This window comes from Occallatibacter gabretensis (assembly GCF_001449115.1).
Taxonomy (GTDB): Bacteria; Acidobacteriota; Terriglobia; order Terriglobales; family Acidobacteriaceae; genus Telmatobacter; species Telmatobacter gabretensis.
On the sequence record NZ_LAIJ01000007.1, the window covers coordinates 320,770 to 336,925 of the forward strand.

Here is a 16,156-nt window from a genome sequence, read left to right on the forward strand (position 1 = left end):
CATGTTGACTGAGAATGATATTGTTCGAATCTCGCAGAGAATTGTATCGGCCTATGGCCCTCTGGCTGTGGCTACATTCGGGTCATATGCAATTGGTTGCGCACACGAGCGGAGCGATCTTGACCTGCTCGTGATCATGGCAAGTTCTCAATCCCCTGCCCTGCGAGCTTGGGATGTTCGGCGCCTGCTCTTCGACGTGATTTGCCCTTTGGACATACACGTCTTTACCGCTCAGGGATTTGAAGATTCAGTATATGAAGAACTATCTTTCACTTGGGTCATCGCCAGGCAGGCACGTTTATATCATTGGTCGGAAGATTTAAAACTAGCTGTTGCATCCCTGCTACCGCGATTGGCGTTAACAAACTAAAGCCCGCCAAAGCAGTTGGCGACCATCATCGCGCTGCTTCGTGAGAGAGGTAGTGAAATCAAGCTATCTCGAAGCCTGCTGATCTAGATGAAGAATTGCTTTGTGCTGGCGAAGCTTCTCCTGCAACTGCGGAACGTCTACGTTCTGGACGGGCTCGTTTGCGCGAATGGCAATTGCTGCCGCACTGCCTGCGGCCTGGCCGATGATCATATACTGCGGTTCCATACGCACCGAAGAGTAAGCGACATGAGACGCCGAAAGACAGACAGGCACTAGCAGGTTCTCTACCTGGTCCCGCTTCGGCAATATGGTGCGGAACGGAATCTCATACGGCTCGACCGGCACTTGCACATCCCCTTCATTGCGGACGGTACCATCCGGCATCGCAACACGTTGAATGTTGTGAGAGTCGCTGTTGAACGAACCCATGCCGATCGAGTCCGGCTTGGTGCGCTCTGTCTGCAGGTCGGATTGCTTTATGACGTACTCGCCCATCATTCTTCGGCCTTCGCGAATGTAGAGCTGATTAGGCCACTGATCGGTATCGGCAAATTCATCCTTAGACAGACCCCAGGTGTTCATTTCTGCGCGCAGGCTGGCGGGAACCTGAGGGTCTGTAGCGATGAAGTAAACGAACGATTGTACATAGAGCAGATGCTCCTTCCATATACGCTGCCGCTCAGCATAACTCGCATCAGGATAGGTCCAGCTTTTGCCGATGTAATCTGTGGAAAATGCCCCGTTGTTATTAAAATCGGCCTTGTGGTTGGGAATCAGAACAGGATTCATGATGTCTTGTACCTTGGGGGCGCGGCCCGCATGCTCCTGAAAGTGCGAAAGGTAATATCCAAGCAGAGTGAAATTCGCAGGGTTGTACCCCTCGGGCTTTGCCCACGGAAGTTTATTCGCAGGATCATTGGTGAGGATCAGACGGAGGTTATACGACTGAACCTTTTTGTCGCCGGTCCCTTCAGGCTCGAGCGGCCCGGAATCAACGTACGGCCATAGATGATGGCTGGTGTCATACGCTGGGGTGAGCCACTGAAACTGGTGCTTAGGTGTGTCCGTGCGGACTCCGGCCAGATTTTCCTGAAAAGCATTGGTTGATTCACGGCCCACAACATAACTCACGCCAGCTTGAGCCATCAGATCGCCTTCATAACTGCAATCGACAAAAACTTTTGCATGCCAAGCCTGCCCGTCTTCGGTGGTGATTTGCGTGATCTTTTTTTCCCGTTTCATGACTCCGTTTCTTTCTCGCAGTCGCTGCTGGAAAAACACCTGCACATGAGAGCTGTTAAGCCATGCGCAAAAGATTGCTTCATCGACATGCGGCTCGGAGAGCCAGGCATCCTGCGTTGTCAGCTCGTGCACACCGTAATGAGAGGCGGCTTCCATATAAAAGCCTCGAGTGTAGCCGCCGATAATTTGGAAATGGCCAAGATCCGTCGCAGAAAGGCCGCCGGTAACCATACCGCCAAGATGTTTTCCAGGCTCAAGCAGAATGACATGCATTCCATCTTGAGCCGCAGAGTATGCCGCCATCACGCCTGAGGCTGTTCCGCCATAGACAACAACATCTGCCTGATGACGCGCTGGTTGTGCGACTAGAGCAGAAATCAACAGAGCATGAATGGACAGAACAATTGGTAGACGGTTCATGCGAAACGTATCCTTTGCATAATTCAGCAGAGTTGCACCGCCGACTGCGTTTCTGACTGCCGCGAAGGTGTCCGGTGGCCGAAGGAAAGGAAGCCAAGTTTCTTCATTTTAGATTAGCCTCCTGTTCTGATTCATCGATAACCCCTGCGATCCTAAGATCTGTTTTCAAATGCCTGTCTGTGTTCGACCGTAGTCATCGATTTCCAATACCGGCTGTAATTCTCAAGCGAAGAAAAACTGCAGCTCCACATGAGATCGATGGACAACGTTCCTCGCAGATGGTCGATCTCGTGTTGCAGGATCCGCGCATACCAGCCAATGGCCTCGATGCGCACCGGCGGACCAAGATGATCGAGCACCTCAAGCCGCACCCGACGAGCGCGCGGCACAATTCCCGTGAAACCAGGAAGACTAAGACAACCTTCATAGAAGACCACTTCCGGCGGTGACACAGGATTGATCAGCACATGAAATGGTACCGGACTACGCTTGCGTTCCGCCAGGTCAACTTTAGAAAGAACCGCATGATATTCTGCCTTGTCCTCCAATGATGGCTAGCTGCATCGACTCACCGACCTGTGGAGTTACCACAGCACTGAATCAAGCATGGAGCACCGACTTTGTTGCCGATCAGTTACAAAATGGGACACGCTTCCGGTACCTGCGCTGTTAATAAGCTAGGGGCGGCGATTGCTGCCTTCCCATCCTCCAGAGTCGTATTGGCTGCGCTCAGCCAGGCTTCTGTAAGAGTAATTCGCCGCGTGATGGGCATCGAGAACTACCCTCCCCGGTAACTCTTGCTGGATGCGCCTAAGGAAACCTTCCCGCGAGGCAGTCTGCACTAACGTCTACTGAAAACCGTTCTTATGTTATTTAGTCAACGGCGCATAAAATTCAGTAGTCTGGAAAAATTGCCCCCATTTTTGCCCCCCAACCAGAAAAACTTCGAGCCTGACTTTCGGCGCCAGCTGCCATGCGCACTGTGACCAGAACATATCCAGCAGGACTCCGCAGAAAAGCCTAGTTAGCCTGGCAAAGCTCCCAAGCTGGTTCTTCATTCTCTGCAACAATCGATTCCTAGAGATTTCCTCGCAGATGAGTATAATATTGCCGAGCCGATCTCCTTTCGTTCATTTGAGGATGAGGAGAGCAAGCCCGTTTTCAAGCAAGTGAAGTCGCAAGATTCCATCCCGGATTCTGACTACATCCGGAGCGCCAAGCCGAGCCGATTTACGTAGCAGTTCTACTTGTGCGCTCGTTGGGTACTGCGGACTGCCCATTTTCTGGTAGGCCGCAAGAACATTGGAGTGGAGCGCATCCAGCCAATAAATCTGAGCAGTAGAAGGTGATCGCATATTACGGAGGTGCAGGACTATATCCTTCGCAGTGCAGTGTGTGCCTGGGTCCACAATGTTCCATGCTGCTATCACCAGTGCGCCATCATCCCGGCGCGTCACAAGTAAATCCGGAGCAGTGTTTTCAAGGCGGATATTACCGAGCTTGTGCAGGAGGTCAAAGGCAACATAGGCAGGTTTAAAGATGCCTCCAGCAGCAATAAGCCCGTACCCGCCGTGAAATGGCTCACGCGTAGGACCCTTTTCATCGAAGACATCGCTGAAGGTCCAGTAGGACATCACCATCGCAAGGCCATCGCACTGGCTGATGGTATGTGCAAGAAATGGCCCCATGTAGAGCGAATCGTAACTGTGCTCGTCCTCAAAGCCTGCGTTGAACTCTGTCACCAGCAGCGGAAGATGAGGATTGGTTGAATGCGTAATCTTATCCTTCATGGTACGAGTCGCAGCGCATACCATGTCGTCCTGGGAAGGAGTGCTGCGTCTACTTGGTCCAAGGACTTTATCTGGATTGTCGCCGCCATAGACGTGTCCACTGACAAAATCAATCGGTATGTTGTATTGGGCAGTGTGGGCAATCAGATCCGGAATCCATGCTCCGTATGCGGTTGCCGGACCACCTACCCTTAAGCGTGAACTCACCGATTTAAGCGCGCGCGCGGCGTGGTCATACAGTTCAAAATAAGAAGCCTGTTTCGGCGATCCTTTCCATGAAGAAGTGTTTGGCTCGTTCCAGACCTCGAACCACCATTGCGACACTTCATCGATGCCATACCTGTCGATAAGATGGACAGCAAGGGCACGAAGCATATCCTCCCATTTCGCCTCATCTTTCGGCGGGCTGACATTCGGCCCATCCCAGAAATCCTCATACCGCGAATCTGGATTCGCCGCTAACCGACGCGGCATGAAATCGAGTTCGACTACGGGACGTACACCCTCTTCGAGCAATCCATCGTAAATCTGATCGACGTAGGAGAAGTTGTAGACAGGCTTACCATCACCGTCTTCGCTGTAGATACCAATTTCGTCATTGAGAATGCCATGAAAACGTACGTAGCGGAAGGAAGTTACTGCCTTCACATCGCGTATATCGCGCCTGTAGCTTTCGCGAAGGCTCAGGATCGCGCGCCCGGATCCAAACATCTGTTCCCAGAAATGCGGAAATGGGGTAGTGTGCGCGCTTCCGTCGATGGTAACTTCCTCACTCTCCATCGAGGATTCGCTCGCGCTCGCCAGGCGGATAGAGAGCGCACAGCATATCAGCAGCACAGTCAGCCTGCCCATGCTGCTTCGTTGCATTTCGCGGTTTGCTCTCACTTAAAAGCTACCCAGGGATAAGGCCCAGAGTTCTGCAGCCGGCTTCACCTGCGTGGGGTTATTGAGTCGCGCCACGCCTTCATGGTGGGCGTCCTCAGGTTTGCCTCCCATCGTAGAACCGTGCCTGATCCACTCTTCTGTGAAAGTCATGTACTTGATGGTTTGGCGGCGGAAGGTGTATGCCACGTGAATCATCCCATCTACCGATTGCGCAACAGAGGGATAGGAGTATTCCGCATCTTCCAGAGGAAGAATCGGTTGCGAAATCGATGGATTCTCGAGATCGCGAATCCACGGCCAGGTCTTGCCTCCGTCTTCTGAGATGGCGATGGAGAGAATGCGTCGAGACCCTGTGTCTGCGTGTTCGGGCTTAAGCTCAGCCTGGGTATTATTGAAGATCATGACGAGGCGGCCGTTTTTCAAGCGTGTTACCTGAATCGATGCATTGTTGTTCGGCAGTTGCGTCGCCTGCGGTGTCGTCCATGTGCACCCGTCGCTCGATTCGCTTTTATAGATCCAGTCGGCGTAACGGCTGCGGAAAAAACCGATGAGGTGATCCTGCGATAAGGGAACAATGCTCATCTGCACAAAGCCGCCCGAGCCCGGCACATCGCACTCTTTCCACGTTGCGCCTGAATCTGCCGAAACTTCAACGTAGGAGTGATCCTTCTGCGCATTAGAAGTGATGCTGCCGCCCGCCGAGTGGTACACGGGAAAAAGCCATTGCTTTTGAAAAACCACAAGAGGCTGACGCGTATACAGTCCAAGCTGCGGAAAGACCGTAGTGGGCTCGCTCCAGGTATGTCCCTGATCTGTAGATTTCAGAGCATAGACAATGTCTTTTTGCTGGTCTCCATGCTGCGTGGTATGGAAAAGCCATACCGTGCCACCCGGCGCCAGAAAGAGCAGTGGATTCTGATTGGCCCAGTCAGCATGATGCGAGACGACTATTGGGGTTGTCCATTTGGAAGCGCCTTTAGACAAGCGCGAAACAACGATGGACTCATCGGCGCCACGCTCATAAATGCCTGAGTAGTAGGTGAGTAAGAGATCGCCGTTGTGCAACGCCAAAAGATTGGCGGCATGATTGCTGTTGACGATCATCTCAAGATACGCTTCTTTAGCTCCCTTTTGCGCGGAGGGCCTGACGATGCCATCCGATAGCTTGTAGGCCGACTCCGCACGAACAGCGTAAAGTCCAGCGAGGGAGCATAAGGCCATTACAAATCCGAGATGAATGATCTTAGAACTCACTTTTAAGCGCACTCCTGTTTGCATATTGCCGGGTTTGTATGCAGCTGCCGGGCAAAAGCGCGGCAGCCGCAGTTATGTCTACCGCTTAGAAGTTCACCTTCGCGCCGATCTGCATGGTTCTTGCTGTAGCCGAGGTTAGTTGCCCGAAGGTGCCTGAAGTAATGTCGGTGTCAAGGCTGCCAAGGTTAGTGTGGTTGAGCGTGTTAAAAGCATCCATGTGCAACTTCATCTGTACACGTTCCGTGAAGTGAAAAGCCTTGGTGAGAGATGCGTCGAGGGTGGCGGAGCCGGGTTCATAAACGACATTTTTCCCGAGATCGCCGCCATGAATCTGAGCTCCACTCAACTCGGAGATCGGCACAGCGACGAAGGCTGCTGGATTAAGATACTGCGGATTGCTTATGTTAAAGCTCCCCGTGTAACGACTGACGCCTGGAGCGGCATCGACCCGGTCATTGGGATAGGATGAGTCGCCATCACCAATGTTGGTCGGTGAACCAGTAAAGCCCTTGAATACACCGGAAACCTGCCATCCGCCCAGTAACTCCTGAGCAAAGTGGCTATGCATGTGAGCCAACTGCATCCAGTGCATCTCCCAGACACCATTCAGCACAAAGAAGTTGCGAACGTCGTAATCGGTCGGTCCCCAGTCAGCATGAACATTATTGTTGTCCTGTGGGCTGGACTCTTTCAGAAGGCCAGCATACTCTAGGGCCATGTTTCTGGACCAGGTGTAAGCCGCTCCGAGCGTGACGCCATGCGACAGATTTTTCTTCACCTCAACCTGAAGCGCGTTGTACTTGCTATTGTCGCCGGCGTAGTAGTAGTTGAACTCGGAAAATGTTGGTACTGGAGCGATGCCGGTGATTCGATCGGGAAGATTCTCAACGGCAGTGATGTTCTCATGCAATCCGCGATTCCCAACGTAAGCAATATCAAGCGATGTTTTCCAGGGCATAGCCTGGCTTATGCCCAGCGTGTACTGCATGCTGTAGGGGTTGGGATAGTGTCCCGCAACAGCGGAGTTGGCGAAGTTGGAAGTGGCGACACCTGTGTCCTGGAGCTGCTGGAGTACTGTGCTGTAGTCGGTACGAGGTAGAGGAAAATGGAGGTTAGCTTGGATGGCCTGCTGGCGGTTAAGAGTAATACGAAAGGGAGTATATGCATTCGCCTGCACTTCGTTAATGGCTTCGCCGTAGAGTTGGTGTGGGTTGGTAAAGATTCCAAATCCGCCGCGCACCACAGTCTTCCCCGACCGGAATGGGCCCCAACTGAAGCCGACACGAGGCTGGAAGTTGAAGTAGTTTGCATCGTAGAGGCTATTGGCCGGACGATAGGGTCCGAATCCAGGACCAAGCTGGGGATTGTTCGGATCGATTCCGCGATTAAAGAAACGACCTGAATCTTCCCTGGGAACTGTGAAGAAGTCGTAACGAATACCCAGGTTCAGGGTGAGGTTGGAACGGATGCGGTAATCGTCCTGCGCATAGCCGCCGAATTGATACTCATAGATGTTGAAAGCAGGCAGGTCAAACGTAATCTCCACGCTGCTCGGGAGATTATTCTGGTAATCACTGAGGCTTGAATATTTAAAGTCGGTGGTGTTGAGATCTACTCGTCCGGCATTTAGCAGCTGGAGGATACCGCCGAATTGCAGCGTGTGGCGGCCACGCGTCCAGGCAATGCCATCTTCAGCGGTCCAGACGCTCCCCATGCCCAATGAGAATTCCGCACCATTGGTATTAAAGGGAGACAATTTGAGGCCTTCCAGGTCCGAACCGAATCCATTGTCTACACGACTGGTCCGGATGCGGTTGTAACCAAAGCGCGCATTCGAGGTCCAGTGTGAAGCGGAGTGAATCCAGCTTGCGTTGTAAGTATCCCCGCGATCCATATAGGTGCGATCGTTAATCGAGATGATAGTGGGATTGGTGTAATCAGGCCGCCCGCGAGTATAACGCGCAGTGAACTGATCGTTGCCGCTGAGGTTATAGTCCATGCGAGCAACGCCGTTGCTGTCATTCCGCATAGTAGAGCCGTTCGCGTGCACCCGGTCCGTTATGGCAGTCAGATCATCCGCAGGCTGTGCAATTTTAGGATAAAAAGCCAATGTGGAGAGGTATGCTGCGGGGCTGATACTGATCAGATAGGGCGTAGGCACATCGTCCGAGATGTCGGTGAAAGCATTCAGCTTGACAGCAGTATAGCTACCGAAGAAAAAGAGCTTGTTGCGCATAATCGGCCCGGAGATAGCACCCCCGAACTGATTGAAAGTTGTGCGAGGACGAGAGTCTTCAAATTGATTGCGGGCATCGTACATGCTTACTTCATTCAGCTCAAAGACGTCGCCATGGAAAGTATTCGATCCGCCTTTGGTAATGATGTTGATATTTCCGGCCATTGTGCCGCTGACCGTGGCCGGAGCGATGCCGCGAACCATGCTGACTTCCTGGATAGCGTCGTTATTGATGGTGTTGATTACGTTAGGAGCCTCCGAAAAGCCGAAGGAAGGATGTTCCGCATCCTGTGTAGCATTCGTACCGTCAACAGTTAGGTTGTAGCCGGTTGCAGGCAGACCGTTAATCACGATTCCCGAACCAGCTTCAGATCCGGCGCTGCCGTTATTGCTCTGCGCAACACCCGATGCAGTTTGCAGGAGGGTAGTCCAATCCTGATGGGCAACCGGAAGCTCGTTAATCTGTGTTGCGGAAACATTGGTCCGCATGTCTGAGGTACCGACTGACACCAAAGGATCTTCACTGGTAACGCTGACAGATTGGGTTGTTGATGCTACATCAAACGTGAAATTGATCTGGATGCCTTGAGCAGCTGAGATATCGATGTCGTCCCGTCGTTCCGGATTAAAACCATTCCCGATTGCCTGCAAGGAGTAATGTCCAATGGGAACAAAGTCAAAGACGTATTGGCCCGCTCCATTTGTAGCAGTGGCCTTGACCAGACCGGTTAAAGTATTTGTGAGCGTTAACTGCGCGTGCGTCACGACAGCGTTACTTGAATCGGTTACTGTTCCCGTGATCGTGCCTGTAGTGCTCTGCGTCCAGCCAGTCCGGCCAAGGATCAGTGCAAACGTGAGGATAGCGAAGAATTTCCAGAGATTATCTCTAAACATATATTCCCTCTGACTGGCTGTGGTTGGTAGTGGATGGTTCACAACAACGCATCTGGAAGTCGTACCCAAAATGAATGAATGATTAACGGGTGAAGCCTAGGCCCCTACTACCACCCGAGCATGTGAGCCGAGTTTTGAATGAAAGCCTGTCAGAAGCAACGTTCAATGCGTTAGGCTGCGTCGGGAGCCGGGGTTAAGGATCAGCGGTAATGCGAAGAGAGAACAGATCATCAAAGGACGGTCAATACACTTACAGCAATTCCAAGCAATCGTGCGTCAGCATTTACCGAGCGAAGTGAAACACTGATCGAGGATTTGCAGGCAGGTATTGAGATTCTCTTCTTCGATGACGAGTGACGGCGTCAGCACAAGCGTGTTACCCATGGAGGTCTTGAAGCTTAATCCCTGACGCAGGGCCGCATACATGATCTCTTCGGCTTCGATGTTTGCCGGTGATCCATCGGCTCGTTGCAATATGAGTGCATTCAGTAGGCCAAGTCCGCGAACATCGGAAATGAGAGGATGACAAGTCTTGAGCTGCCGCAGACCTGTCCTGAATTTGTCGCCCAGAACAGCCGCGCGCTGCGGTAGCTCTTCAGCCTCAATGACAGACAGGGTTGCGAGAGCAGCGGCGCAGAGCACCGGATTCTTTTCATGAGTAAAGTGGCCAAGCGCCCTGTCACCAGCAATATCGAGATCATCACGAGCCAATAACGCCGCAAGGGGTAGCACACCACCGCCAAGTCCCTTTCCTATCACGAGCATGTCTGGAACAATCCCGTATTGTTCGCAGGTAAACATGGAGCCTGTCCTTCCCAGCCCATGTGGAATTTCATCGAGAATCAGCAGTGCACCATGTTTCGTGCACGCGGAACGAATCTTCTGCCAGAATTCGGGGGGCGGAACAGTGCCTGTGCTACGCACCGTCTCGGCGACGACCGCGGCTACATCCCCTTCCTTGCGCAATACGTATTCCACATAGTCGGCACATTGCAGGCTGCACGTATTGCCACAACGGAAAGGGCATCCCTGCGGCTCCGGGGGTGGAACATGTTCACAGCCCGGAAGTAATGGTCCGATATTGTTGCGAAATAGAGATTCGCCGCCGAGTGAGATCGTGTCCAATGTGGCGCCATGAAACGATTCCCACATGGAGATGGTTTTGAAGCGACCGGTCGCCATGCGCGCAAGCTTGATGGCCATGGAGATAGCCTCAGCCCCTCCTGGAGCAAACAAGCATTTGGTCAAATTTCCAGGAGAGATTTCGGCGAGTTTGCGGGCCAGATCAATAGCGTAGCGGTTCGTGTAGCGGCGGGTACAGAAAGGAAGCTGCTCCAGTGCTTCAAGGATCGCTGCCTTTACCTGTGGATGTCCAAAACCGACCTGATGCACATTGTTGCCGTGGAAATCGAGGTAACGCCGGCCTTCCACGTCAATAATGAAGCTGCCTTCGCATCGGTCCAGAACATTCAGGCAGGGCGAAGAAAGAGATTGATGCAGAAAGTAGCGCGCGTCTTCTTCCAGCAGGTCGCGCGTCTGCTGGCTGAGGTGTTCGCGCAGCCAGCGTTCACGCAATGGGGTGAAATTAATATCGCCTTCCGAGAGCGGAACCTCACGGTGCGTCTTGTCGTCTGCCATCAATAACCTCCCTGCTACCCATCCTGATTGTCATTGTTCCTGTCTCCTTCATCGTGCCTGGGCGTCCGAAGGCCGCATACGCCAAATGGGAATCAGCGATGCCGCCGAAAGGAGTGCCGCCACAAAGAAAAGCAGGAACAGTAGATTCCAGCCGTAGTGTGCGCTTACATAGATCACCAGATACGGCGATAGCAGAGAGCCAAGATGCCCCAAACCGTCGATGAGGCCGGAGGAAGTTGCCGTCGAGATGCCGCCAATATCCTGCGCCGCGGCACCCGAAAGGAGCGTATCCGGCCCATAAGTAAACACACCCGCGAGCGAAATAGCGATCGCGGTTAACACTAACCCAGGTTGTGGATACAGGACCGGGAGCAGCACTATCAGTCCAAAACCACACATCATGAAGGCAGAGACCGGCGCACGCCGGGACTGCATGTAGCGATCAGAAATATATCCGGCGAGCACGGCGCCGACGACCCCAGCCAACTCGTAAAGTGAAGAAACATACCCGGAGCTTCCCAACTCGAAGTGCAGATGATTCACCAGATAGTAGGGCAGCCAGAACATCAACGCGTACCTGCAGAGTTCGAGAAAAAAATAGGATGAGCCGATCGCCCAGACCGGCTTATTGCTGAGCAGATACATCAGGTCAGTGAAGTTCCATTGGTGCCCGGTCTGCTTTGCACCGGCCAATGACTCTGCCATTGGCCTGTCTTGAAACCTTCCCGGAGAATCTTGCGCGAACAAGACGAATCCCAATGTAGCCGCAGCGACAATCAAAGCCGGAAAAAGAAAGCCGCGGCGCCATCCCCACCCGGCCAGGAGTAAAGGTTGAGTTATCGTCCATGTAGCGAACGCGGTGGCAAGAAATCCTCCGAGTACGTAATTCGTGCTCCACCATGCCATTACGGTGCCACGCCGGCTACCGCCAAACCAGTTTCCCATCATCTTCACCAGCCCGGACCAGCCACTCGATTGGCCGAGACCGTTAAGGCACGCAAAGCACAATAGCCAAAGTGGAGTGCCGTGAAGGCACATCATCAGATTGCTGATAACAACCACGATCAGGCCCGTACCCACCACTCGCCGCGGACCATAACGATCCGAGAGTAACCCACAGGCGAACTGCCCAATAACGTAGAAGAGACTGTAGCCGAAGACGATATTCGCCAGGGCAAGATGGCCCATCCCTTTTGAGCCTTCGAGCAATGGAAGAACAATACTCAGATTCTTGCGGCAAAAATAGAAGCCTGCATACGTAATCCACGTAATTGCAAAGAGGCGTCGTTTTTCCGCAGCCTGTGTTGGCCCCTCGCCGCGAAGAACACCACCGGTCGGGCCGCCATCACCGGAAGATTTTAGCTGAAAGATCTCGATGTCGGTAGCTTCAGGTTTCGAAAAGGCGCGGTCCATTCATCTCTCTTTCAACATGGCGGCGCAATAAGCCGTAGGACGTGCATCTATGCCACCATCCCACTGAAATAGCCATCTGCCTAGCGTTAGGCAGGTTAAGGGCGGTTTCCAAGCACGTAGTAAACCGTTCAGTAGTGAAGAACGCGAGAATGAACTGTGAATCTCAAGCCGTGAAGGGATACAGTTACACAGCTTTAACATGCATGGCGATATTCTGATGACACCGGATGTGAAATTTCCCGCTATGGGCGCTTCCACCTCATGGCTTCGGGCAGGGATATGCCGCCTTCTTCGATACAAGATCTCAGCGGGACCGAACTCTCCGGTGACGGTCTACGTCTTCATCGGAAACAGTTGTGGGCAGCTTTGGAAGCGCTCTGCGAGAGTCCCGTCTTCCGGAACAGCCCCAAGAGCTGTGAGTTCATTCGTCATGTAGTCCATCTCAGCCTTGAAGGCCGAACCGACGAGTTGAAGGAGCGGTTGATCGGCATGTCACTGCTTGGTAGGGATGCAAGCTATGACACCAGCACCGACTCCGGTGTACGCGTTCGCGCGAATGATGTGCGCAAGCGGCTGATCAAATACAACGAGATCCACGGCGCCAGCTCTGTATTCAACATTGTGCTTCCCACCGGCGCTTACGTCCCTCGTTTCCTTCGCATCACCGGGACAACTCCGCAAGACAAGCCCGAAGAAGTGCTTCAGGTCGAGATTTCCGAAGAAACGTCCGCCAGATTGTCTATGTATCCCCTTTCGCTCTTCCAGCTTGCGATACCTACACTGGTAACGATTTTCCTTTGCGTCATCTGCATGCGGTGGCAGATGGCACAGGAGCAATACTTCAGCAACTTCTGGGAGGGAATTCTGCGTGAAGACCCTGCGCTGCTGTATCTTGCGCCTCAGCGGGTTGAAGGCAAACAGGGACTAGTCGCCTTCAAAGAACTGGGTAACGCTGCGCCTTTACTAGATTTAGCCGGACAATTTCATCGCCGGTTTACTGTCATGGGTCCGGGTTCGACTGTAGCTCCTGGACACACAGCTTTGCATATTGGCATTGATGCCGGACTCGATGCTGGTATGACTGTTTCGCAGCTCCCTACGCGCTACTCACTGGTGAACCGTGCAGGCACTCGAGTAATCATCGATCAGAAAGATCCATCCCATACACTCTCCTATCACGCAGCTCTGCTGACAATTGTTAACGGAACGCAACCCAGCATTTATATTGATGGCACAGACGATGCTGCCATCCGTTCTCTCGTGGCCCGGCTGTGCGACGAAAGCGCCTTTCCTCGCGGCCTGACTGACAGCTTTCGCCCAGGAACCATGATTCAGGCAGTCTTTCCGACGGAAAACCACGCCAAGGCTATCCTTGACCGCGAGCCCCTTGCCAGCAATGTCGCAAAACTGGAATATCTACCATGACATCCCAGAAAGCACTGCAGCCGAATGCTGCAAACTGGCGTCATCAGGCATTTCTCGCTGCCTGGACGCTCTATGCCGGTTATTACATCTGTCGTCACGACGTCGTCACCCCGGCTGCAATTGGTTCTTCGCATATTGCACTGGAGCTCGCATGTTTCGGCGCAACCTATGCCATTGGGCAGTTCGTAGGCGGATCGCTGGCGGATCGCACCAGCGCAAGCCGAACCGCGTTAGCAGGTGCATTAATCTCGGTATTTTGCACCGTACTGCAAGGCTGGGCTTCGCCTGACATTGCACTTGTTCTTCAGCTCGCTAACGGATTTGGCCAAGGCCTCGGCTGGCCTTCTCTGCTCAAACTTATCGGCGGTTGGTTTGGGCCTGGCGACCGTGACACGGTGCTTGGGTGGTGGAGTTCGAGTTACATCCTCGGCGGTTTTCTCGCCAGCGTGCTTACCCAGTGGCTTTCCATCAGCGCCACCGACCTGAATATTGACCCGTTCCACCTTCTTCATCTCGTACCGCCGGCAATCCTGCTCGTCACCGCGATCGTTTTCGCGTTCTGTACCCGGAGAATGCCACAAACATGCGCGCCAGCCCAGGCAAACGCATCTGTACTCCAACTCTCAGAATGGGAACACTGGAAGAACATCTTGAGAAACCGGAGCATGCGCTATGCCTCTGGAATGTACTTTTTCCTTAAAATGACGCGATACACTCTACTCTTCTGGCTCCCGCATTACCTCATTTCGGCCGTTGGCTACAGCACGTACACCGCCACGCGGACTGCATCCTACTTTGAGATATTCGGCATGCTCGGGCCCATTGCCGTTGCTTACGCAACGACTCGCGTCTTTGGCAGGAACCGCATGCGCCTTTGTGCGTTCATAGTCTATGGACTCGCCTTCATGTGCCTCATGCACCCACTTCTGGCGGCCTCAGGCTTCTTCGGTATGGTCGTCTCCATCTCACTGCTTGGCATTCTAATCCACGGATCAGACATGCTGATTTCGGGCATGGCCGTCCTGGATACCATGCCTGCCGAACAACACGGTCGCGCCGTCGGTTTCGTAAACGGCATCGGCTCCATCGGCCAGGCCATTTCACCGCTGCTAGCTACGTTATTCGTTGCACACTTTGGCTGGACCAAGCTCTTTGACCTTTTCGTGTTGTTTACGCTAATTTCCGGTGCCATCTGCGCAGTGGGAGCACGTTTTGTCCCCCTGAACGGCCAGTCCCTAACCGTTCAGGGCTTGAGCTTCCCTGCCCTGCGCTATAACCTTCAACGAAAGTGATAAAGATCGCAACGGTCCCATCAATTGCGCATCATCCTTTACTTTTCACTATGCCTGATACAAAGACTTTTCTGAAGCTTCGCGCCGTCATGCTGGACTGGGCCGGCACCACTGTCGATCACGGCTCCCGCGCCCCAGTTCTTGCATTGCAAGCGCTTTTCGTGCAACACGGTATTCGGCTCTCCATAGAACAGGCGCGCCGAGATATGGGACTGCTCAAGAGTGACCACATCCGATCCATCTTGATGCTGCCAGAGATACAGAAACAATGGCAGCAGGTTACCGGCGGCAGCCCAACTCACACCGACGTGGAAACACTCTTTCAGGAATTCAGTCCATTACAGCTTCAATCCATCACCGAAAATTCGCAGTTAATTGATGGCGTTGCCGAGACCGTTCAGAGATGGCAAAGGCGCGGCCTGCGTATCGGAACCACCACCGGCTACACACGTGCCATGCTCAATCCAGTTCTGCAGCAGGCAAAGACGGCAGGCTACTCACCCGATGCCTCTGTGAGCGCGGACGAAGTTTCTGCCGGGCGACCCGCCCCCTGGATGTTGATGCGTAACGCACAAATGCTCGATGTCTACCCACCCCAGGCGTGCGTCAAAATTGGTGACACTATAGCCGACATTGAGGAGGGCCTCAATGCCGGGATGTGGACCATTGGTCTTACTCGCTCCGGAAATATGATTGGCCTCGACGCCTCCGAATGGTCCGTGCTCCGTGGAGAGGAGAAGAGCCATCGCCTGAGACAGGCAGAACAAATCATGCTGGCCGCCGGGGCTCACATGGTCGCGGAGGACCTTGCCGCCTGCGAGCCTCTGCTCTTCGAGATCGACAATTACCTCAGGCAGGACAAAGCCATTTGGAAGCCTCTAGGGAATGGGCAAGAAACGCTGGGCCCATCACCCCTACCGGCTCAAAACTGACGATTGCGAATTCCGTTAGCTGGCCTTATGTGGACCAGGGAGCGATAATCGTCCAGGCCCATAACGACCGTCCAATCGCAGCCGTTAGCTCGTGCAGCGCAGCAGGAAAGAATCACTGCGCCACATCCACCTTTTTCAAATTATCGTCCGGCACACGATCTACCAATAGCAGCAGCGGATCGATCCCGGCTTTGTCCGGCATAGTATTCGTTACAAACGTGTAGGTTCCGCCCTTCCCCGTCATATGCAGGATCTGCCGCGCCAGCACCTTACCGTAATGCTTCCCTTTTTCAGGAGCGGCCAGCGCGCCAACCTCAATCCAGTCATCGACCGGAACTTCGGTCTCCGCGCCTTTCTCATCGGCC

Annotated in this window: 12 protein-coding genes; 4 read left to right on the forward strand and 8 right to left on the reverse strand. The window is 53.4% G+C overall.

The window, feature by feature from the left end; all coding sequences use genetic code 11:
* Position 1: 1 nt before the first annotated feature.
* Entirely contained in the window at positions 2-370 is a 369-nt protein-coding gene (locus VO84_RS23285; RefSeq protein WP_082661760.1) for a nucleotidyltransferase domain-containing protein, read from the forward strand.
* 63 nt (positions 371-433) lie between these two features.
* On the opposite strand, the gene VO84_RS06025 is transcribed toward VO84_RS23285, so the two are convergent.
* The 7 genes from VO84_RS06025 to VO84_RS06060 form a co-directional block, all read right to left on the reverse strand.
* The gene (locus VO84_RS06025) at positions 434-2,032 is read right to left on the reverse strand and encodes an FAD-dependent oxidoreductase (RefSeq protein WP_058186425.1); all 1,599 of its coding nucleotides are present in this window, start codon (positions 2,030-2,032) and stop codon (positions 434-436) included.
* A 152-nt stretch (positions 2,033-2,184) separates the two neighbouring features.
* Entirely contained in the window at positions 2,185-2,580 is a 396-nt protein-coding gene (locus tag VO84_RS06030) for a peptide deformylase (protein ID WP_058186427.1), read from the reverse strand.
* A 582-nt stretch (positions 2,581-3,162) separates the two neighbouring features.
* Positions 3,163-4,689 (reverse strand): GH39 family glycosyl hydrolase, encoded by a 1,527-nt coding sequence (locus VO84_RS06040; protein ID WP_058186432.1) that lies wholly within the window; start codon positions 4,687-4,689, stop codon positions 3,163-3,165.
* A gap of 18 nt (positions 4,690-4,707) precedes the next feature.
* Entirely contained in the window at positions 4,708-5,961 is a 1,254-nt protein-coding gene (locus VO84_RS06045) for a sialidase family protein (protein ID WP_058186433.1), read from the reverse strand.
* An 85-nt stretch (positions 5,962-6,046) separates the two neighbouring features.
* Positions 6,047-9,091 carry a TonB-dependent receptor gene (locus VO84_RS06050; RefSeq protein WP_058186435.1) on the reverse strand — a complete coding sequence of 1,015 codons (3,045 nt, stop codon included), beginning with the start codon at positions 9,089-9,091 and terminating at the stop codon, positions 6,047-6,049.
* A 276-nt stretch (positions 9,092-9,367) separates the two neighbouring features.
* On the reverse strand, positions 9,368-10,729 hold the full coding sequence (pbfA, locus tag VO84_RS06055; RefSeq protein ID WP_058186437.1) for a (R)-1-hydroxy-2-aminoethylphosphonate ammonia-lyase: 1,362 nt from the start codon (positions 10,727-10,729) through the stop codon (positions 9,368-9,370).
* Between the two features lie 48 nt (positions 10,730-10,777).
* Complete coding sequence (locus tag VO84_RS06060; RefSeq protein WP_058186439.1) at positions 10,778-12,142, reverse strand: MFS transporter; 1,365 nt, start codon at positions 12,140-12,142, stop codon at positions 10,778-10,780.
* Between the two features lie 489 nt (positions 12,143-12,631).
* Between VO84_RS06060 and VO84_RS06065 the strand changes: the two genes are divergently transcribed.
* The 3 genes from VO84_RS06065 to phnX are packed head-to-tail and all read left to right on the forward strand — an operon-like array spanning position 12,632 to position 15,791.
* The gene (locus VO84_RS06065) at positions 12,632-13,567 is read left to right on the forward strand and encodes a hypothetical protein (RefSeq protein ID WP_197413919.1); all 936 of its coding nucleotides are present in this window, start codon (positions 12,632-12,634) and stop codon (positions 13,565-13,567) included.
* Complete coding sequence (locus VO84_RS06070; RefSeq protein WP_058186442.1) at positions 13,564-14,859, forward strand: MFS transporter; 1,296 nt, start codon at positions 13,564-13,566, stop codon at positions 14,857-14,859. The genes VO84_RS06065 and VO84_RS06070 overlap by 4 nt, the downstream gene beginning before the upstream one ends.
* A gap of 50 nt (positions 14,860-14,909) precedes the next feature.
* Positions 14,910-15,791 (forward strand): phosphonoacetaldehyde hydrolase, encoded by an 882-nt coding sequence (phnX, locus tag VO84_RS06075; RefSeq protein WP_157439747.1) that lies wholly within the window; start codon positions 14,910-14,912, stop codon positions 15,789-15,791.
* A 112-nt stretch (positions 15,792-15,903) separates the two neighbouring features.
* Here the strand turns inward: phnX and VO84_RS22760 are convergent.
* Positions 15,904-16,156 (reverse strand): hypothetical protein (locus VO84_RS22760; protein WP_197413920.1); only part of this gene is annotated, 253 nt, incomplete at its 5' end.

Bases quoted from the DNA above. Each gene is read 5' to 3' on its own strand.
- VO84_RS06065 (WP_197413919.1), top strand. From the start codon at position 12,632: ATGTCACTGCTTGGTAGGGATGCAAGCTATGACACCAGCACCGACTCC.
- VO84_RS06060 (WP_058186439.1), bottom strand. From the start codon at position 12,142: ATGGACCGCGCCTTTTCGAAACCTGAAGCTACCGACATCGAGATCTTT.
- VO84_RS06070 (WP_058186442.1), top strand. From the start codon at position 13,564: ATGACATCCCAGAAAGCACTGCAGCCGAATGCTGCAAACTGGCGTCAT.
- VO84_RS23285 (WP_082661760.1), top strand. From the start codon at position 2: ATGTTGACTGAGAATGATATTGTTCGAATCTCGCAGAGAATTGTATCG.
- VO84_RS06050 (WP_058186435.1), bottom strand. From the start codon at position 9,091: ATGTTTAGAGATAATCTCTGGAAATTCTTCGCTATCCTCACGTTTGCA.
- phnX (WP_157439747.1), top strand. From the start codon at position 14,910: ATGCCTGATACAAAGACTTTTCTGAAGCTTCGCGCCGTCATGCTGGAC.
- VO84_RS06040 (WP_058186432.1), bottom strand. From the start codon at position 4,689: ATGCAACGAAGCAGCATGGGCAGGCTGACTGTGCTGCTGATATGCTGT.
- pbfA (WP_058186437.1), bottom strand. From the start codon at position 10,729: ATGGCAGACGACAAGACGCACCGTGAGGTTCCGCTCTCGGAAGGCGAT.
- VO84_RS06025 (WP_058186425.1), bottom strand. From the start codon at position 2,032: ATGAACCGTCTACCAATTGTTCTGTCCATTCATGCTCTGTTGATTTCT.